Origin of the sequence: Mesorhizobium maamorense, from assembly GCF_044998965.1 — a bacterium.
Taxonomy (GTDB): domain Bacteria; phylum Pseudomonadota; class Alphaproteobacteria; order Rhizobiales; family Rhizobiaceae; genus Mesorhizobium.
Genome location: NZ_CP173356.1, coordinates 5,543,584 through 5,559,248, shown reverse-complemented (window position 1 = coordinate 5,559,248; position 15,665 = coordinate 5,543,584). Strand labels below are relative to the sequence as shown.

Here is a 15,665-nt window from a genome sequence, read left to right as displayed (position 1 = left end):
CGGATCGAAGGGTCACGTCATGAAAGAAATCTCCTGCAAGCTGCTGGTCATCGGCGCGGGGCCGGGCGGCTATGTCTGCGCTATTCGTGCCGGGCAGCTCGGCGTCGATACCGTCATCGTCGAGGCCGGCAAGCCGGGCGGCACCTGTCTCAATGTTGGCTGCATTCCTTCCAAGGCACTGATCCATGCAGCGGAGGAGTTCGAGAAGGTCGCGCAGATGGCGGGCGGCAACAGCCCGCTCGGCATTTCGGTGGCCGCGCCGGCGCTGGATCTGGGCAAGACGGTCGCCTGGAAGGACGGCATCGTTAGTCGGCTTAACAGCGGTGTCGCCGGCCTGCTCAAGAAGGCCGGGGTGAAGACCGTGCACGGCTGGGCGACGTTTCGAGACGGCAAGACCGTCGCGGTCGAGACCGAGACGGGAAGCCAGGTGATCCGCGCCGAAGCGGTGGTGATCGCCACCGGCTCGGCGCCGGTCGAGTTGCCGTTCCTGCCGTTCGGCGGGCCGGTGATCTCGTCGACGGAAGCGCTGGCGCTGAAGGAGGTGCCGCGGCGGCTGGCGGTGGTCGGCGGCGGCTATATCGGCCTGGAGCTCGGCACTGTCTTCGCCAAGATGGGCGCGGCGGTGACCGTGGTCGAGGCCTTGCCGCGCGTGCTGGCGCAGTATGACGCCGAACTGACGCGGCCGGTGGTCAAGCGGCTGGCGGCACTCGGCGTCGAGGTTATCACGGGGGCCAAGGCCAAGGGCCTGTCGACGAAGGGCGACGCGCTGCTGGTCGAGACCCCGGACGGCAAGGATGCGAGGATCGCCGCCGACAAGATCCTGGTCACGGTCGGCCGCAAGCCGGTGACGGAAGGGTGGGGGCTCGACCAGATCGACCTCGACATGGCGGGGCGATTCATCCGCATCGACGAGCAGTGCCGCACCTCCATGCGCGGCATCTTCGCCATTGGCGACGTCACCGGCGAGCCGATGCTAGCGCACCGGGCGATGGCGCAAGGCGAGATGGTCGCCGAAATCGTCGCCGGCCATAAGCGGAGCTGGGACAAGCGGGCTATCCCCGCCGTCTGCTTCACCGATCCGGAGCTGGTCACCGTCGGCCTGTCGCCCGAAGAGGCCAAGGCGCTCGGTGGGGAAATCAAGGTCGGGATGTTTCCCTTCGCCGCCAATGGCCGCGCTATGACCAGGATTGGCGAGGACGGCTTTGTCCGCGTCGTCGCCCGCGCGGACAATCATCTGGTGCTGGGCATCCAGGCGGTCGGCCAAAGCGTGTCGGAACTGTCGACGGCCTTCGGCCTGGCGCTCGAAATGGACGCGCGGCTGGAGGACATCGCCGGCACCATCCACGCCCACCCGACGCAGGGCGAAGGCTTCCAGGAAGCGGCCCTGAAGGCGCTGGGACACGCGCTGCATATCTAATTCGGGACGGCGGAAAGCACCCCCCTCTGTCCTGCCGGACATCTCCCGCTCAAGGGGGGAGATTGGCAGCTTAGGCGCCCCGCACATCCCGCCTACGATGCGCAATTCGGAGTTAATTCGGCGCGCTCATCGCCTTGTCGAGCGCTGCCTTCACGTCCGCCGGCCAGGTCTTCACCGGGGGCTTGGCGTCCGGCTGGCCGTTCTCGCCGCGGCGGGCGAAATAGAGCTTGTGCTGGCCCGGGTCGACCGCCATGAAGCCGTCATTGCCGCCGCAATCGTGCGGCACGCAGCCGCTGGCGTAGAAGGCGCCGGACGCGGTCTTTTCTGTGCCGCCGCCGACCAGCAGGCTGGTCGCCATGTCGGGCATCTCCTTGCCGAGCAGCGCCTCGGCCGCCTTGTAGACGGCCTCATTGTGGAAGGCGTCGATGATGTTGTCGTATTTCGACGGATCGATGTCCTTCCAGTCGGTGCCGGGTTCGGAAATGTAGGTCAGATTGCCGGAGATCGTCAGCCCCGATGTCGGCGACCACTGCAATGCCGGTTTCGAATCGCCGGGCAGGAGATAGGGCACGAAATAGATGGCGCTGTCGGAGACGGCCGTAGGCGGCGCGCCGCACTCGTCCTGCTCGACGGTGGTGCTCTGGATCTCCGCGCCTTCCGGTTTCCAGACGATCACCGTCGCCGGCCCGCACTGATTGCCGCCGTCGCCGACGTCGAACAGCGCCACCTTGACGCCGCCGACCTCGACGATCTTGTCGAAGAAGACGTCGTAATTGCTGGCCAGTTGCTTGCCGTCATAGGCAAGCACCTTGTCGCCATACTGTTCCTGCTGGGTGATGGTGAACTGGCCGCCCTCGAACGGCACCGGCGCCTGTTTGTCGTCGTCGGAAACGTCGGCGGCTCCCTGATCCGTGGCCGGCGTCTCGCTTGCCGCCGGTGGCTGCGCCTCTGGCGTCTCGGCCTGCGCATGCGCGCCGGCCAGCGCCGCCACGGTCATGGCCAGGGCGCAGGCGCTGGCAAGAAGCGGGCGTGTCATGACTGTTCCTCCTTCAGCCGCCGCAAGACCGGCCAGCGACGGCCGGGCCGATATCGTCAGCCGCGCCGTTCAGGCCCAGGGGCGCAGCTCGGCGTTCTTCTTCTCGAACGAAGCGATGGCGCCGGCTTTTTCCATGGTCAGGCCGATATCGTCGAGGCCGTTCAGCAGGCAATGACGCTTGAAGTCATCGAGGTCGAACTTGACCACGCCGCCGTCGGGCCCGCGGATCTCCTTGGCCTCGAGGTCGATCGACAGAGTGGCGTTGGAGCCGCGCGAAGCGTCGTCCATCAGCTTGTCGAGATCCTCGGGGCTGACGGTTATGGGCAGCACGCCGTTCTTGAAGCAGTTGTTGTAGAAGATGTCGGCGAAGGAGGTCGAGATGACGCAGCGTATGCCGAAATCGAGCAGCGCCCACGGCGCGTGCTCGCGCGAGGAGCCGCAGCCGAAATTGTCGCCGGCGACGAGGATCTGCGCCTTGCGGTAGGCCGGCTTGTTGAGCACGAAATCCGGATTCTCCGAACCGTCGTCCTTGTAGCGCATCTCGGCGAACAGGCCGCTGCCGAGCCCGGTGCGCTTGATCGTCTTGAGATAATCCTTGGGGATGATCATGTCGGTGTCGACATTGACGATCGGCATGGGCGCGGCGACGCCGGTGAGCTTGGTGAATTTTTCCATGGTCTTTGCCCGTCTTCCTGGCATTGCGGGGGATTGCTGGCGCCCGGTTTACACAAAGCCGGCGACAAATAAAAGGCAGGTGTTCGCGCGCGTCGGCACGGGGTGCCCACAAACGGCTTCGAATTCGCGGCCCGATGGTGCAGTCTGGCTGTGATGGCTGAAAAAATCCTCTATGCCCGCGAACCCGCGCTCAACGTCGCCGAATTCCGCCGCGTGCTGGTGGACTCCGGCCTTGGCGAGATCCGTCCCGTCGATGATGCCGACAGGCTGCGGGCGATGCTGTCGGGCGCCAATCTGGTGCTGACCGCGCGGCTGGATACCGAAGGCAAGCCGCTGGTCGGCGTCATCAGGGCCGTGACGGACTTCTCCTGGGTCTGCTACATCTCCGATCTCGCCGTTTCCGGATCGGCGCAGGGGCTCGGCATCGGCAAGGGACTGATGGACGAGGCGCGGCGGCAGCTCGGCCCGTCCGTCGCCATCAGCCTGGTTTCCGTGCCCGACGCCGCCGGCTTCTACGAACGCATCGGCATGATGCGCATGGCCGACGCCTTCTGGTTCTCCCGCACGCGCTGACATTTTTCTCCTGTGGCCGGATCCAGCAGCCGTTGGCATGACATGTCGCCTTGACATGCAACCAAATGGTTGCATATTAGAGCCATGAGCATGGACGCCGTCTTTCGCGCTTTGGCCGACCCGACCCGCCGGCAATTGCTGGACAGCCTTCATGACAGGAACGGGCAGACGCTGAACGGGCTGTGCGCTGAGATGGATATGACGCGCCAGGCGGTGACCAAGCACCTGGCGATCCTCGAGGAGGCGAACCTTGTCACCACAATCCGCAAGGGGCGCGAGAAGGAGCACTACCTCAACCCGGTTCCGATCAACGAGATCGCCGAGCGCTGGATCGGCAAATTCGAGCGGGGGCGGCTCTCCGCCCTCGGCGACCTGAAGAGACGCCTCGAAAGGGAAGACTGATGAGCAACGCCTTCGTTTATGTGACCTACATCCGCACCACGCCCGACAAGCTTTGGCAGGCGCTGACCGAACCGGAATTCCACGAGCAATATTTTCTCGGCGCCCATATGCAGAGCGGCTGGAGAAAGGGCTCGGCGTGGAAGATGGTCTATGCCGACGGCCGGGTGACCGACAGCGGCGAGATCCTCGAAGTCGATCCGCCAAGGCGCCTGGTGATCAAATGGCGCAATGAGTTCATGCCGGACGTCAAGGCCGACGGCTACACCACCTGCACCTTCGTCATCGAGCAGGAGGGCGACATGATGAAGCTTGCCGTCACCCATGCGGCCGACGGCCCGCACAAGCTGCTGGAGCATGTCGGCAAGGGCTGGCCGCTCGTCCTGTCGAGCCTGAAAAGCCTGCTCGAAACCGGGCAGGGCCTGTCTCGGCCGGCGTCAAAAGGCTGAAAATCATTGCTTCTCAGCCGAAACAATCATTCGGAGGCATCGATGTTGCATGTGCCAGTGCCAACTTCAGCCGTGCAGAGCATGACCAATGGCGAGACCGTTATGGCCCAGGCCGAGATCGACGCGCCGGCAGAGCGCGTCTTCCGCGCGCTGATCTCCGACGAGGTCGAACAATGGTGGGGGTCCGCCGACACCTACCGGATGGTGAAATGGTCGGCAGACCCTCGCGCCGGCGGCCGATGGGCCGTCACGGTCCGTGGAGCCGACGGCAGCGAGCTGCCGGCCAACGGGGAATTCCTCGATATCGAGGTGCCGCGCCGGATCGTGCAGACAAGGGCCTATGCCTGGGACCATCCGACGCTTGGCCGCCGGCAAACGACGGTCGCCTGGCTGCTGGAACCAACCGCCGCGGGCACGCGCCTCACCATCTGCCATGGCGGCTTTGCCGGGCTGGCCGAAGCGGCGGCCGAACATGCCGAGGGCTGGGGACGCGTGCTGGGCTGGCTACAGGCGTATTTGGGTGCGGGAAGCCGAGTGGCGGCTTAGCCGACTGGTGGCGGTGCAGAGCCTTTTGATGTCAGCGTCAAAGAGGGACCTTGACTCGGCTCAAATCACATTCAACTCGCGGAACGCCCGCCCTTCGGCAACGCGTTCGTAGCCAAAGGGGGAGCAATCGATCGTGCGGTAGCCGCCATGGACGATCAGCTCGGCCAGCGCCTTGCCCACGGCGGGCGCCTGCTGCAGGCCGTGGCCGGAAAAGCCGTTGGCGAAGAGGAAATTGCCGACTTCGGGATGTGGGCCGATCACCGCGTTGTGGTCTAGCGTGTTGTAGTCGTAATGACCGGCCCAGGCGCGCGTCGGCTTGATCGCCTCGAAGGCCGGGATGCGGGTCGCCAGCACCGGCCAGATCACCTCTTCGAACAGCGGCCAGTCGACGTCGAAATCGGCGGGATCGGCCGGGCCGTCGCCCTCCTCCGGCTCGGCGCCGCCGGTGAGATAGACCGAGCCTTCCGGCCTGACATAGATGCCGGACGGGTCGACCAGCAGCGGCATGTCGGCATATTTCTCGCGCGCCTCGAAGACGAAGACGTTGCGCTTGCGCGGCTCGACCGGCAGCGCCAGCCCGGCGAGTGCGGCGACCTTGCCCGCATTCGGCCCTGCGGCATTGACAAGGATGCCGGCCTCGAGCCGTTCGCCATTGTCGAGGCTGACGCCGGTAACGCGGTCACCCTGCCGCTCGATGCCGGTGACCGAAGCATTGATGAAGTCGATCTTCTTCTCACGCAACGCCTTGCGGAACAGCATCAGCATCGCATGCGCGTCGAACCAGCCCTCGCCGCTGCGGCCATAGGCGCCGGCGGTGATGCCCTCGGCCGACAGCCAAGGGAAACGGCGCACGAGTTGTTCGGCGTCCTCCAGCAAAATGTCGGCGCCTTCGGCAACCTGCGCCTCGTGGTTGGCCCTGAGGATCGGCAGCCCGGCCTCGCCGGCGAGAATGAGATAGCCGCCCTCGCGAAAACCGATGTCGGCGTCGGCGCCGAATTCTTCCTTCAGCCGGCGGAACAGTTTCAGCGTGAATTGCGACAGGCGGATATTTTCCGGAATGGAGAATTGCTGACGGATCGAGGCCATGGATAGCGTCGTCGCCGCGTGGGAAAATTGCGGGTCGCGCTCGACCAGCGCGATCCTGCCGGAAAAGCCCTCCTCGCGCAGATAATAGGCGATCGAGGAGCCGACGATGGCTCCGCCGATGATGACGATGTCGTAGCGCACTTTTTTCTCCGATCCGCTGCCGGCGTCCTTACGCAACCGGCAAGACAATCTCGAAGCGCGTGCCGCGCTCGGAGTCAACCAGCCTGATCGTGCCATCCTGCGCTTTCAGGAGGGCCAGCACGATGCCGAGCCCCATGCCGGTGCCCCCGGTAGAGCACCGCGCGATGCCGCCTGCTCCCTTGCCTCGACCCGCGGCAGGCGGCATAGATCTGGCATGACGACCGATCCCTACCGCCCGCGCCGCTCGGTGCTCTATGTCCCGGCCTCGAACGACAAGGCGCTGGCCAAGATGGCGCAGCTTGCCTGCGACACCGTCATCATCGACCTGGAGGATGCCGTCGCCCCGGCCGACAAGGCCGCGGCGCGCGAAAGGCTGGCCGGCATCTTCAGCAATCGTCCTGATACCAACCATAGTGGCCGGCGCTGCGAGATGGTGGTGCGCATCAATGCGCTCTCGAGCGAATGGGGCGGCGCCGACCTGCTGGCGGCGGCCAAGGCGGAGCCGGACGGCATCCTGCTGGCCAAGGTCGACACGCCCCGCGACGTGCTCGAGGCGGGTGACGTGCTCGACGACAATTCCGCCCCCGACAGCGTGAAACTATGGGCGATGATCGAGACGCCGAAGGCCGTGCTCAATGTCGGCGCCATCGCCGAACTTGGCCGCGATCCTGCCTCGCGGCTTGATTGTTTCGTTGCCGGAACGAATGACCTGACCAAGGACACCGGCATTATGGCGACGTCGGACCGGCGTTATCTCCTGCCGTGGCTGATGCAGATGGTGCTGGCGGCGCGTGCCGGCGATCTCGATATCGTCGACGGCGTCTTCAACGATTTTCGCGCGCTCGATGCTTTCAGCCGCGAATGCACGGAAGCGGCCGCCATGGGCTTCGACGGCAAGACGCTCATCCATCCCGCCCAGATCGAGGCGGCGAACCGTGCCTTTGCGCCATCGGCGGAGGCGGTGGCCAAGGCCCGCGCGGTGAAGGAGGCCTTTGCGCTTCCGGAAAATGCCGGCAAGAACGTGATTGCGCTGGAGGGAAGGATGGTCGAACGGCTGCACCTTGCGCAGGCCGAAAAACTGCTGGCGAAGGCGGCGGCCGTCGGCGCATGATGTGCCGTGTTGGATTGCCGATCGCGGGCGATGGACTGACGACAGGAATTGAATGATGAAACTCTACCGCTTTCTCACCGCTCCGGACGACGCCAGCTTCTGTCACAAGGTGACGGCGGCGCTGAACAAGGGCTGGCACCTGTTCGGCTCCCCCACCTACGCCTACGACAAGAAGACCAAGACCATGCGCTGCGGCCAGGCCGTGGTGAAGGATGTCGAGGGCCAGGAATACGGGCCGGACACCAAGCTCAGCGACTGGTAGCCCCTCGCATCCACAGCCACGCCGCCAGCCAGGCGATCGATGCCGCAAGCATCGCCAAGCCCAGGTCAAGAGCCAGCTCCGGAACGAACGCACGAAGCGCGATCGGCACCGCGCCAATGAGATAAAGAGCGAGAGGAATGCGCGGCACGCCTCTTGCAACGGCGAGAGAGATTACAAACGCGAGCGTTCCAACCAGAAAAAGAACCGAACTGGCGACCAGAGCCAGACCGAGCGGTCCGGCTCGCAGCTCGACGATGGTTGTGAGCGGAAGCTTCGAAAATACCAGATTGATCACTGCTTCCACGCCTACCAAACTTGCCAACGCAACGAAGTTGATGACAAACGCGATAGTGCCGAACAGCCCCGCGCGCCGGCCAAACGCAAGAAACAGGCCCACGACGAGGCCAAGTGCCAATATCTCGGCGACTGGTGCGAGAAGTTGCGTCAGATCGGTGGTCGCGATGAGCGAGCTGCGTTTAGCCGCGTTGACCAGAAGAATAAGCGCGCTTCCCATCCCGGCGACGGCGGCAAGCCGAAAAAAGCGTGAGGCTGGGCACAGTCGCGCTCGACTGAACAATCGCGAAATTCTCCTGCTGAAGTTCTTCGGCTGGACTCTGACGCGAAATGACCGATTGCGAGCGGGGTGGGGCTGTTCTGGCGAGCATGTTCGTCTCCTCAGCTGGGAGTTCGGGAGCCGCGAAGACCGTAGGCCTGTTCCGATCCCATCAGTAATCACTGCTTACATCCTCTGGCCGGAATTGTAAACGGCGATTACATAAGTCGCGGAATCATGCTACAGAGGCGGGGAGTTGCTCCACGGAACGAAGGGAAAGAGATGGCAAAAGCCGAGGTGCCTCATCGCACTGGTTACCACCATGGCAATTTGCGGGAGGTCCTGATCGATGCCGCGGTTCAACTGGTCGAGGAAGGCGGCCCCGACAATGTGAGCGTGCGCGAAGCCGCAAAACGTGCCGGCGTTTCCCCTGGCGCGCCATTCCGTCACTTCAGCAATAAGACCGCGTTGATGACGGCTGTCGCGGAGCAGGCAATGAGCCGATTCCGCTCGGAGATCACGAATGCGGTCGAGAAGGTTGCGACGGACGATCCGATCGAACGCTTTGCCGCTGTTGGAATCGCCTATTTGCGCTGGGCAATTCGAAACCCCACCCACTTCCAGATCATCTCGACACGCAATCTTATTGATTGGGATGCTTCAGAGTCGCTGCGTCACGATAACGAAGCGGTGCGTTCGCTGATGGAAGCGTCAATGGCAGAAGCACAGCGACGAAACATGCTCCGGTCGGACGACATGGCAGAGACCCAGATAGCCGCGAGGGCGCTCGTCTACGGGCTCGCACGCATGTACATTGATGGACATTTTGCGCAATGGGCAGTGGCAGGACATACCGGGGAGCAGACTGTGCAGAACGTATTAAAACATTTCGTCACACTCATTGTGAAATGACGGCCTGACGTAGAACCGGTCACTCGGCTGCCTCTTCGATCTTCTCCATATCGTCGTCCGAGAGGCCGAAATGGTGGCCGATCTCGTGGATCAGCACATGGGTGACGATGTCGCCCAAAGTCTCCTCGTTCTCGGCCCAGTAGTCGAGGATGGCGCGGCGATAGAGCGTGATGCGGTTCGGGCCTTCGCCGGTCTGCGGGTTCCAGCGCTCGGCGATGCCGCGTCCCTCGAACAGGCCGAGCAGGTCGAAGGGCGTTTCCAGCGACAGGTCGTCCATGATCTCGTCGGTCGGGAATTCGGCGATCTGGATGACGATCTCGCCGGTCAGCTTGCGAAAATCCTCGGGCAGATGGGCGTATGCCTCCAGCGCCAGGAACTCGATCTCGTCCATCGACGGCGAAAGCTGGTCGTGCCAAATGCGGGTCTTGTAGATGCGGGCCATGCTTTGTCCTTTGATCCCGGCATATAGGCTTTTGGGCCACAATCGGCAAATGACGCGGCGGCCAACCCCAGGATTGCTTACGGCACCGGGAGCCGTTTCGCATGACTTGAGGGGCGGTCGGCTGTCCGACCCATGTTGGCCCTCTTATCGGAGAGGAATAAATTCCCCCATGAGTCTGCTTGACTCTTCGGGTCGCCTCTGGAATCTATAAGAACATAACAGGAACAATTGTGAGTGGACACTGACCGTCATGGCGATGAGCGCCGTGGCGCGGGAGACTGTTTTTGCCCTGCGCCGCCAGATCGCGAAGATCGAGGGAACGCTGCCCGAGCGCCTGCAGGCGCCGGCCGGCGCGGTTTCCGACGCCGGCATGGCCGCCGCGGACCGCACCGTGGTCCGGCGCGGCATCGCCGTAGCCAGGCCGGATGCTTTCCTGCGCACCGGCATCGGCCGGCTCGATGCCGCCCTCGGTGGCGATTGGGGCGGCGATTTGGGCGGCGGCCTGCCGAAAGCGGCCTTGAGCGAAATCCATGGCATCGAGACCCGCGATGCCGGAGCGGTCGCCGGCTTCGCCCTGTCGCTCGCCAGCCTGATTCTCAAGCCCAGCCTGATCCTCAAGCAAGGGCCGCAATTGCCGGTGCTGTGGATCGGCACCCAGGAGGTTTTTCGGGAGGCGGGTTTTCCCTATGCCCGGGGCCTTCACGCCGCCTTCGGCATCGAGCCGGAGCAATTGCTGTTTTCCGAGGCGCCAAGGCTCGCCGATGCGCTGTGGGTCGCCGAGGAGGCGGCCCGCATGACGGCGCTCGCCGCCGTCATCCTTGAAGTCCGCGGCAATCCGCAGCGGCTGGACCTGACCGCGACGCGCCGGCTGCACGCCCGCGCGCAGAGCGCCGGCCGGCCGGTCTTCCTGCTGCGGCAGGCGGCCGAACCCGAACCGACGGCGGCGCCCGTCCGCCTCATCGTCTCGCCGGCGCCGGCAGGGCCGCGCGACACGGTCGCCGGGCCGCTTGCCGGCTCGATCGGCCGCCCCGCCTTCACCATCAGCATCGGCAAGAGCCGCACGGCCCTGCCAGGACAATTCATATTGGAGTGGAACCCCGATGAACGCATATTCGATGAAAGACGGATTGGGGAAGAACGAGCAAAGAATCCTGTCCCTGTGGTTTCCCTATCTCGCGGCCGAACGGATCCTGCGGCAGCGCCTGGGGCGGTCCTGGCGTTCCCGACCGTCGGATCACCGGCCGCTGGTGATCAGCCATCGCGACAGCAACGCGCAGCGCATCTTAGCCCTCGACGAGCGGGCTGAGGCGCTGCATCTGAAGCCCGGCATGGGCATCGCCGATGCGCGCGCCATGCATCCGTCGATCGACATAATGGAGGCCGATGCCGAAGCCGACCGGCGCCTGCTCGAAGGCCTTGCGGACTGGTGCGACCGCTATACCCCGCTGGTGGCGCTCGACGGGACCGACGGCCTGTTCCTCGACGTCACCGGCTGCACCCATCTTTTCGGCGGTGAACGCGCCATGCTGGACGAGATCCTGTCGCGCTTCTTCCATCAGGGCTTCGACGTCCGTGCCGGCCTTGCCGCGACACCCGGCGCCGCCTGGGCGGCGGCGCGGTTCTGCGGCGACCGCATCGTTGCCGGCGGCGAGGAGGAAGCGCTCCTGGGGCCCTTGCCGCTGGCGGCGCTACGCATCGCGCCGGAAACCCGCGCCGGCCTGGAAAGTGTTGGCCTGCGCACGGCGGGCGCGGTGATGGCCGCGCCGCGCGCGCCGCTCGCCCGCCGCTTCGGTGCCTCCCTGCTCTTGCGCCTCGACCAGGCGCTCGGCCGTCTCGACGAGGCGGTGTCGCCGCGCCTGCCCGTCGCGCCGCTTTCGGTCGAACGCCATTTGGCCGAGCCCGTCACGCTGACAGAGGACATAGAACGGCTGGTGGGCATGCTGGCGACGACCCTGAAGATCGACCTTGAGCGGCGCGGCGAAGGCGCGAGAAGCCTGGCGCTGCTCTTGTTCCGCGTCGACGGCGCCGTCAGCCGCATCGCGCTCGGCACGTCGCGACCGATACGCGAACCCCGGCTGATTCAGAAATTGTTCCATGAGCGGCTGGCCGCCCTCGAGCAGCATATCGATGCCGGCTATGGCTTCGACCTGGTGCGGCTTTCGGTGCTGGCGGCGGCGGCCTTCGACATGCCGCAGGCCGACCTGACAGGCGAAACGACCGACGACGGCGCCGATATCGCGCTGTTCGCCGACCGCATCCGCGCCCGGCTCGGCGAGGGCGCGGTTCTCAAGCCGGTCGCCGTGGAAAGCCATCTGCCCGAGCGTGCCGTCGCCACCATCCCCTTCACGGAAACCCCGCGCCGCATCACGCCGCCGAAGAAACCGGACAGGATGCAGGCGCCGATGACCATCTTCCCGCCGGAGCGGCCGATCCGGCTTTTCCGCTCGCCCGAGCCGATTGAGGTGCCGGCCACCGAAATGCCCGAGGGACCGCCGCTGAATTTCCGCTGGCGGCGTGCGCTCTACAGGGTCGCCCGCGCCGAAGGCCCTGAACGCATCGCGCCGGAATGGTGGCGTGAATTTTCGAGCGACGAAGCGGCGTCGACACGCGACTATTTCCGCATCGAGGATGCCGACGGCCGCCGCTACTGGCTCTACCGGCAAGGTCTCTATGGCGGCTCTGAAATCCCGCCGCGCTGGTTCCTGCACGGGGTCTTCGCATGAACGCGCTGACCGCCATTCCCTATGCGGAATTCGGCATCCAGTCGAATTTCTCGTTCCTGCGCGGCGCCTCCAAGCCGGAGGAGCTGGTGGTCGCGGCCAAGCTCATGGGGTTCTCCGCGATCGGGCTCGCCGACCGCAACACGGTGGCGGGCGTGGTGCGCGCCTGGCAGCAGGCTAAGGTCGAGACGCTTGCCTACCACCCCGGCAGCCGGCTGGTTTTTTGCGACGACACGCCTGATATTCTCGCCTATCCGCAGAACCGCAAGGGCTGGGGGCATCTGTGCCGCATGCTCACGCAAGCCAATCTGCGCGAGGAGAACGAAAAGGGCGCGACCCTTCTGCGGCGCGACGACCTTCTCGAATGGGGGGATCTGATGTCGCTGTCGGTCCTGCCCGACCTGGCGGCGGGGGCCGAGGGCACACTAGCCCTGCTTGGCGAGCTCAAGGACCGTTTCGGTAAAAACCTGCGGCTTGGCGTTTCGCCCGATTATGCGGGAAACGACCGCTTCAGGATCGAGCAGGCGGCGGCGATGGCGGAGCTGGCCGGCCTGCCCTTGATGGCGACCAACGACGTCCTCTACCACACGGCCGAGCGGCGCCCGCTGCAGGACGTGCTGACCGCGATTCGCCTCAACATTCCCGTTTCGGAGGTCGGGCTGGAACTCACGGCGAATGCCGAGCGCCATCTGAAGCCGCCGCTGGAGATGGCGCGCCTGTTCCGCAGGCACCCGGAGGCACTGGCCGAAACCCTGCGCTTCGCGCAGGAGCTGACCTTCTCGCTCAGCGACCTTCAGTACAATTACCCCGACGAGCCGACGCAATCAGGGCTCGGCCCGCAGGCGGAGCTGGAAAGGTTGGCGCGGGAGGGGGCGGCCAGGCGCTATCCCTCGGGCGTGCCGCAATCGGTGACGAGGCGCATCGAGGAAGAGCTCGCCCTTATTGAGCGCCTGAACTATGCCCGTTATTTCCTGACCGTCCACGACATCGTCAAATTCGCCCGCAGCCAGGATATTCTCTGCCAGGGGCGCGGTTCGGCCGCCAATTCGGTCGTCTGCTTCTGCCTCGGCATCACCGAGGTCGGGCCGGAGCGAATCGACACGCTGTTCGAACGCTTCATTTCCGAGGAGAGGAACGAACCGCCCGACATCGACGTCGATTTCGAGCATGAGAAGCGCGAGACGGTCATCCAATATATCTACGAGAAATACAGTTCCAAGCGCACCGCGCTGGCCGCCGCCGTCATCAGCTATCGCGGCCGCTCGGCGCTGCGCGAAGTGTCGAAGGCGATGGGCCTGTCCGAGGATGTCAGGGCATCGCTCTCCGGCTCGATCTGGGGCTGGTCGACCTCGGAGCTCGGCGAGAAGGAAGCCCGGGCCGGCGGCCTCGATCGCGCCGACCCCATATCGCGGCACGTGATGGAGCGTGCCAACGAGATCATGGGCTTTCCCCGTCACCTCTCCCAGCATGTCGGCGGCTTCGTCATCACCAGGGACCGGCTCGACGAGATCGTGCCCATCGTCAAGACGGCGATGGAGGAACGCAAGATGGTCGAATGGGACAAGGATGATCTCGACGCGGTCAAGATCCTCAAGGTCGACGTGCTGGCGCTCGGCATGCTGACTTGTCTCAAACGCGCCTTCACTCTGCTGACGGACCATTATCCGCAGGCGCGAGACCCTTACGGGCAGCCCTATGTCCTTGCCACCCTGCCGGAAGAGGCGAAGCCGGTCTATAAGATGATCGGTCGCGCCGACACGATCGGCGTCTTCCAGATCGAATCGCGCGCGCAGATGTCGATGCTGCCGCGTCTCAAGCCAAAAGAATTCTATGACCTTGTCATCGAGGTGGCGATCGTGCGGCCCGGCCCGATCCAGGGCGACATGGTCCACCCCTATCTGCGCCGCCGGCAAGGCAAGGAGCAGCCCGAGTATCAGAAACCGGAGCTGGAGGCGATCCTCCACAAGACGCTGGGCGTTCCTCTGTTCCAGGAACAGGCGATGAACATCGCCATCGTGGCCGGTGGCTTCAAGCCTGGCGAGGCCGACGAGTTGCGCCGCGCCATGGCCACCTTCAAGCGCACCGGCACGATCGGCAATTACCGCCGGCGCATGATCGACGGCATGGTCGGCAAGGGCTACACCCGGGATTTCGCCGAACGCTGTTTCAAGCAGATCGAGGGTTTTGGCGAATACGGCTTTCCCGAAAGCCATGCCGCCTCCTTCGCGCTGCTGGTCTATGCCTCCTGCTGGTTCAAGACCTTCTATCCCGACGTGTTCTGCGCCGCGATCCTGAATTCACAGCCGATGGGATTTTACCAGCCGGCCCAGCTTGTTCGTGATGCGCGCGACCATGGCGTCGACATCCGCGAGGTCGACGTCAATTTCTCGGTCTGGGACTGCACGCTGGAACAGGCGGCTTTCGACCCGGCCCGCATCCTGCCGCGCCATACCGAAATGCGCGGCGTCATCGCGACGCAGCACGCGGTGCGGCTCGGCTTCAGGCAGATCAAGGGATTTTCCAAGGAGCGCATGGACGCCTTCGTCGAGCGGCGCGGTTCAGGCTACGCATCCGTGCGGGATGTCTGGCTGCGCTCCGGCCTCGATGTCGCCGAGATCGAAAGACTGGCGCAGGCCGATGCCTTCCGCTCGCTCGGCCTCGACCGCCGCGCCGCGCTTTGGGCGGTGCGCGCCCTCGACGGCAAGAGTGCCGCCGAAAAGCTGCCGCTTTTCGACCGGCCGGCGCTGCGGCTACGCGAGCTGGAGCCGGAGACGAAGCTGCCGAAAATGCCGCTCGGCGAGCATGTCATCCACGATTACCGCTCGCTTGGCCTGTCCTTGAAGGCGCACCCGGTCGCCTTCCTGCGCGAACGGCTCGACCGGGCCGGCGTGACGCCCAATGCCAGGCTGTGCTCGGTGCGGGACGGACGGCGCGTCTCGGTCGCCGGGCTCGTTCTGGTGCGGCAGCGCCCCGGCAAGGGCAATGCGGTCTTCCTGACGCTGGAGGATGACGAGGCCGTTGCCAACGTCATCTTCTGGCAGCGGACCTTCGACCGCTTCCGGCCCATCGTCATGGGCGCGCGCTTCGTCAAGGTCACCGGCAAATTGCAGTCGGAATCGGATGTCGTCCACATCGTCGCCGAGAAGATCGAGGATCTGACGCCCTGGCTGACGGTGCTGCTGGAAGAGGCAGCGCCAGCCGTGCCGGCCGGGCAGGACATCGCAAGGCTGTCGGACAAGGCGGAAAAGGTCATGCCCAGGGGGCGCAATTTTCAGTAGGCACATTCCAGTGCCTTCATCATCCACGGGCGGAGCAAGGAGCGAAGCGACGCGGCGCGAGGATT

Annotated in this window: 16 protein-coding genes and 1 pseudogene; 11 read left to right on the top strand and 6 right to left on the bottom strand. The window is 64.9% G+C overall.

Going from position 1 to position 15,665, the window contains the following annotated elements:
- Positions 1-19 precede the first annotated feature (19 nt).
- Positions 20-1,417, top strand: coding sequence for a dihydrolipoyl dehydrogenase (gene lpdA / locus ACIU1A_RS27840; RefSeq protein ID WP_404925772.1), 1,398 nt, complete (start codon positions 20-22; stop codon positions 1,415-1,417).
- A 112-nt stretch (positions 1,418-1,529) separates the two neighbouring features.
- Here lpdA and ACIU1A_RS27835 read toward each other — a convergent pair whose 3' ends face one another.
- Both ACIU1A_RS27835 and leuD read right to left on the bottom strand, forming a co-directional pair.
- Positions 1,530-2,453, bottom strand: a complete 924-nt coding sequence (locus tag ACIU1A_RS27835; protein ID WP_404925771.1) for a hypothetical protein — start codon at positions 2,451-2,453, stop codon at positions 1,530-1,532.
- Positions 2,454-2,522: 69 nt separating this feature from the next.
- Positions 2,523-3,128, bottom strand: a complete 606-nt coding sequence (gene leuD / locus ACIU1A_RS27830; protein ID WP_140491959.1) for a 3-isopropylmalate dehydratase small subunit — start codon at positions 3,126-3,128, stop codon at positions 2,523-2,525.
- 153 nt (positions 3,129-3,281) lie between these two features.
- Here leuD and ACIU1A_RS27825 point away from each other — a divergent pair, with 153 nt between their 5' ends.
- The 4 genes from ACIU1A_RS27825 (at position 3,282) to ACIU1A_RS27810 (ending at position 5,095) form a co-directional block, all read left to right on the top strand.
- Positions 3,282-3,701, top strand: coding sequence for a GNAT family N-acetyltransferase (locus ACIU1A_RS27825; protein ID WP_140524498.1), 420 nt, complete (start codon positions 3,282-3,284; stop codon positions 3,699-3,701).
- A 90-nt stretch (positions 3,702-3,791) separates the two neighbouring features.
- The gene (locus ACIU1A_RS27820) at positions 3,792-4,103 is read left to right on the top strand and encodes a helix-turn-helix transcriptional regulator (protein ID WP_140514430.1); all 312 of its coding nucleotides are present in this window, start codon (positions 3,792-3,794) and stop codon (positions 4,101-4,103) included.
- The gene (locus tag ACIU1A_RS27815) at positions 4,103-4,549 is read left to right on the top strand and encodes an SRPBCC family protein (protein ID WP_404925770.1); all 447 of its coding nucleotides are present in this window, start codon (positions 4,103-4,105) and stop codon (positions 4,547-4,549) included. Before ACIU1A_RS27820 ends, ACIU1A_RS27815 begins: the two co-directional genes overlap by 1 nt.
- Positions 4,550-4,591: 42 nt before the next feature.
- Positions 4,592-5,095: an SRPBCC domain-containing protein gene (locus ACIU1A_RS27810; RefSeq protein ID WP_404925769.1), complete on the top strand. Its 504-nt coding sequence runs from the start codon at positions 4,592-4,594 to the stop codon at positions 5,093-5,095.
- Between the two features lie 60 nt (positions 5,096-5,155).
- On the opposite strand, the gene ACIU1A_RS27805 is transcribed toward ACIU1A_RS27810, so the two are convergent.
- Complete coding sequence (locus tag ACIU1A_RS27805) at positions 5,156-6,322, bottom strand: NAD(P)/FAD-dependent oxidoreductase (protein ID WP_404925768.1); 1,167 nt, start codon at positions 6,320-6,322, stop codon at positions 5,156-5,158.
- A gap of 28 nt (positions 6,323-6,350) precedes the next feature.
- Positions 6,351-6,482 (bottom strand): annotated as a pseudogene (locus ACIU1A_RS27800) (two-component sensor histidine kinase); the annotation flags it as partial.
- Positions 6,483-6,536: 54 nt separating this feature from the next.
- Between ACIU1A_RS27800 and ACIU1A_RS27795 the strand changes: the two are divergent.
- On the top strand, positions 6,537-7,433 hold the full coding sequence (locus ACIU1A_RS27795) for an HpcH/HpaI aldolase/citrate lyase family protein (protein WP_404925767.1): 897 nt from the start codon (positions 6,537-6,539) through the stop codon (positions 7,431-7,433).
- Between the two features lie 55 nt (positions 7,434-7,488).
- Positions 7,489-7,695 carry a DUF1737 domain-containing protein gene (locus ACIU1A_RS27790; protein ID WP_140493464.1) on the top strand — a complete coding sequence of 69 codons (207 nt, stop codon included), beginning with the start codon at positions 7,489-7,491 and terminating at the stop codon, positions 7,693-7,695.
- Here ACIU1A_RS27790 and ACIU1A_RS27785 read toward each other — a convergent pair.
- Positions 7,682-8,272: a hypothetical protein gene (locus tag ACIU1A_RS27785; RefSeq protein ID WP_404925766.1), complete on the bottom strand. Its 591-nt coding sequence runs from the start codon at positions 8,270-8,272 to the stop codon at positions 7,682-7,684. The two genes, ACIU1A_RS27790 and ACIU1A_RS27785, sit on opposite strands and share 14 nt — an antisense overlap.
- A 258-nt stretch (positions 8,273-8,530) precedes the next feature.
- Here ACIU1A_RS27785 and ACIU1A_RS27780 point away from each other — a divergent pair, with 258 nt between their 5' ends.
- Positions 8,531-9,160 (top strand): TetR/AcrR family transcriptional regulator, encoded by a 630-nt coding sequence (locus ACIU1A_RS27780; RefSeq protein WP_404925765.1) that lies wholly within the window; start codon positions 8,531-8,533, stop codon positions 9,158-9,160.
- Positions 9,161-9,179: 19 nt separating this feature from the next.
- On the opposite strand, the gene ACIU1A_RS27775 is transcribed toward ACIU1A_RS27780, so the two are convergent.
- Positions 9,180-9,602 carry a metallopeptidase family protein gene (locus tag ACIU1A_RS27775; RefSeq protein ID WP_140491980.1) on the bottom strand — a complete coding sequence of 141 codons (423 nt, stop codon included), beginning with the start codon at positions 9,600-9,602 and terminating at the stop codon, positions 9,180-9,182.
- 250 nt (positions 9,603-9,852) lie between these two features.
- On the opposite strand from ACIU1A_RS27775, the gene ACIU1A_RS27770 reads away from it, so the two are divergent.
- From ACIU1A_RS27770 to ACIU1A_RS27760, 3 genes are read left to right on the top strand one after another with little or no spacing between them, the layout of a single operon-like run.
- A complete protein-coding gene (locus tag ACIU1A_RS27770) occupies positions 9,853-10,908 on the top strand; it encodes an ImuA family protein (RefSeq protein WP_404925764.1) in 1,056 nt (351 codons plus the stop codon).
- A complete protein-coding gene (locus tag ACIU1A_RS27765; RefSeq protein ID WP_404925763.1) occupies positions 10,850-12,325 on the top strand; it encodes a DUF6504 family protein in 1,476 nt (491 codons plus the stop codon). Before ACIU1A_RS27770 ends, ACIU1A_RS27765 begins: the two co-directional genes overlap by 59 nt.
- Positions 12,322-15,600: an error-prone DNA polymerase gene (locus ACIU1A_RS27760; RefSeq protein ID WP_404925762.1), complete on the top strand. Its 3,279-nt coding sequence runs from the start codon at positions 12,322-12,324 to the stop codon at positions 15,598-15,600. Before ACIU1A_RS27765 ends, ACIU1A_RS27760 begins: the two co-directional genes overlap by 4 nt.
- The last annotated feature ends 65 nt before the right edge of the window (positions 15,601-15,665 follow it).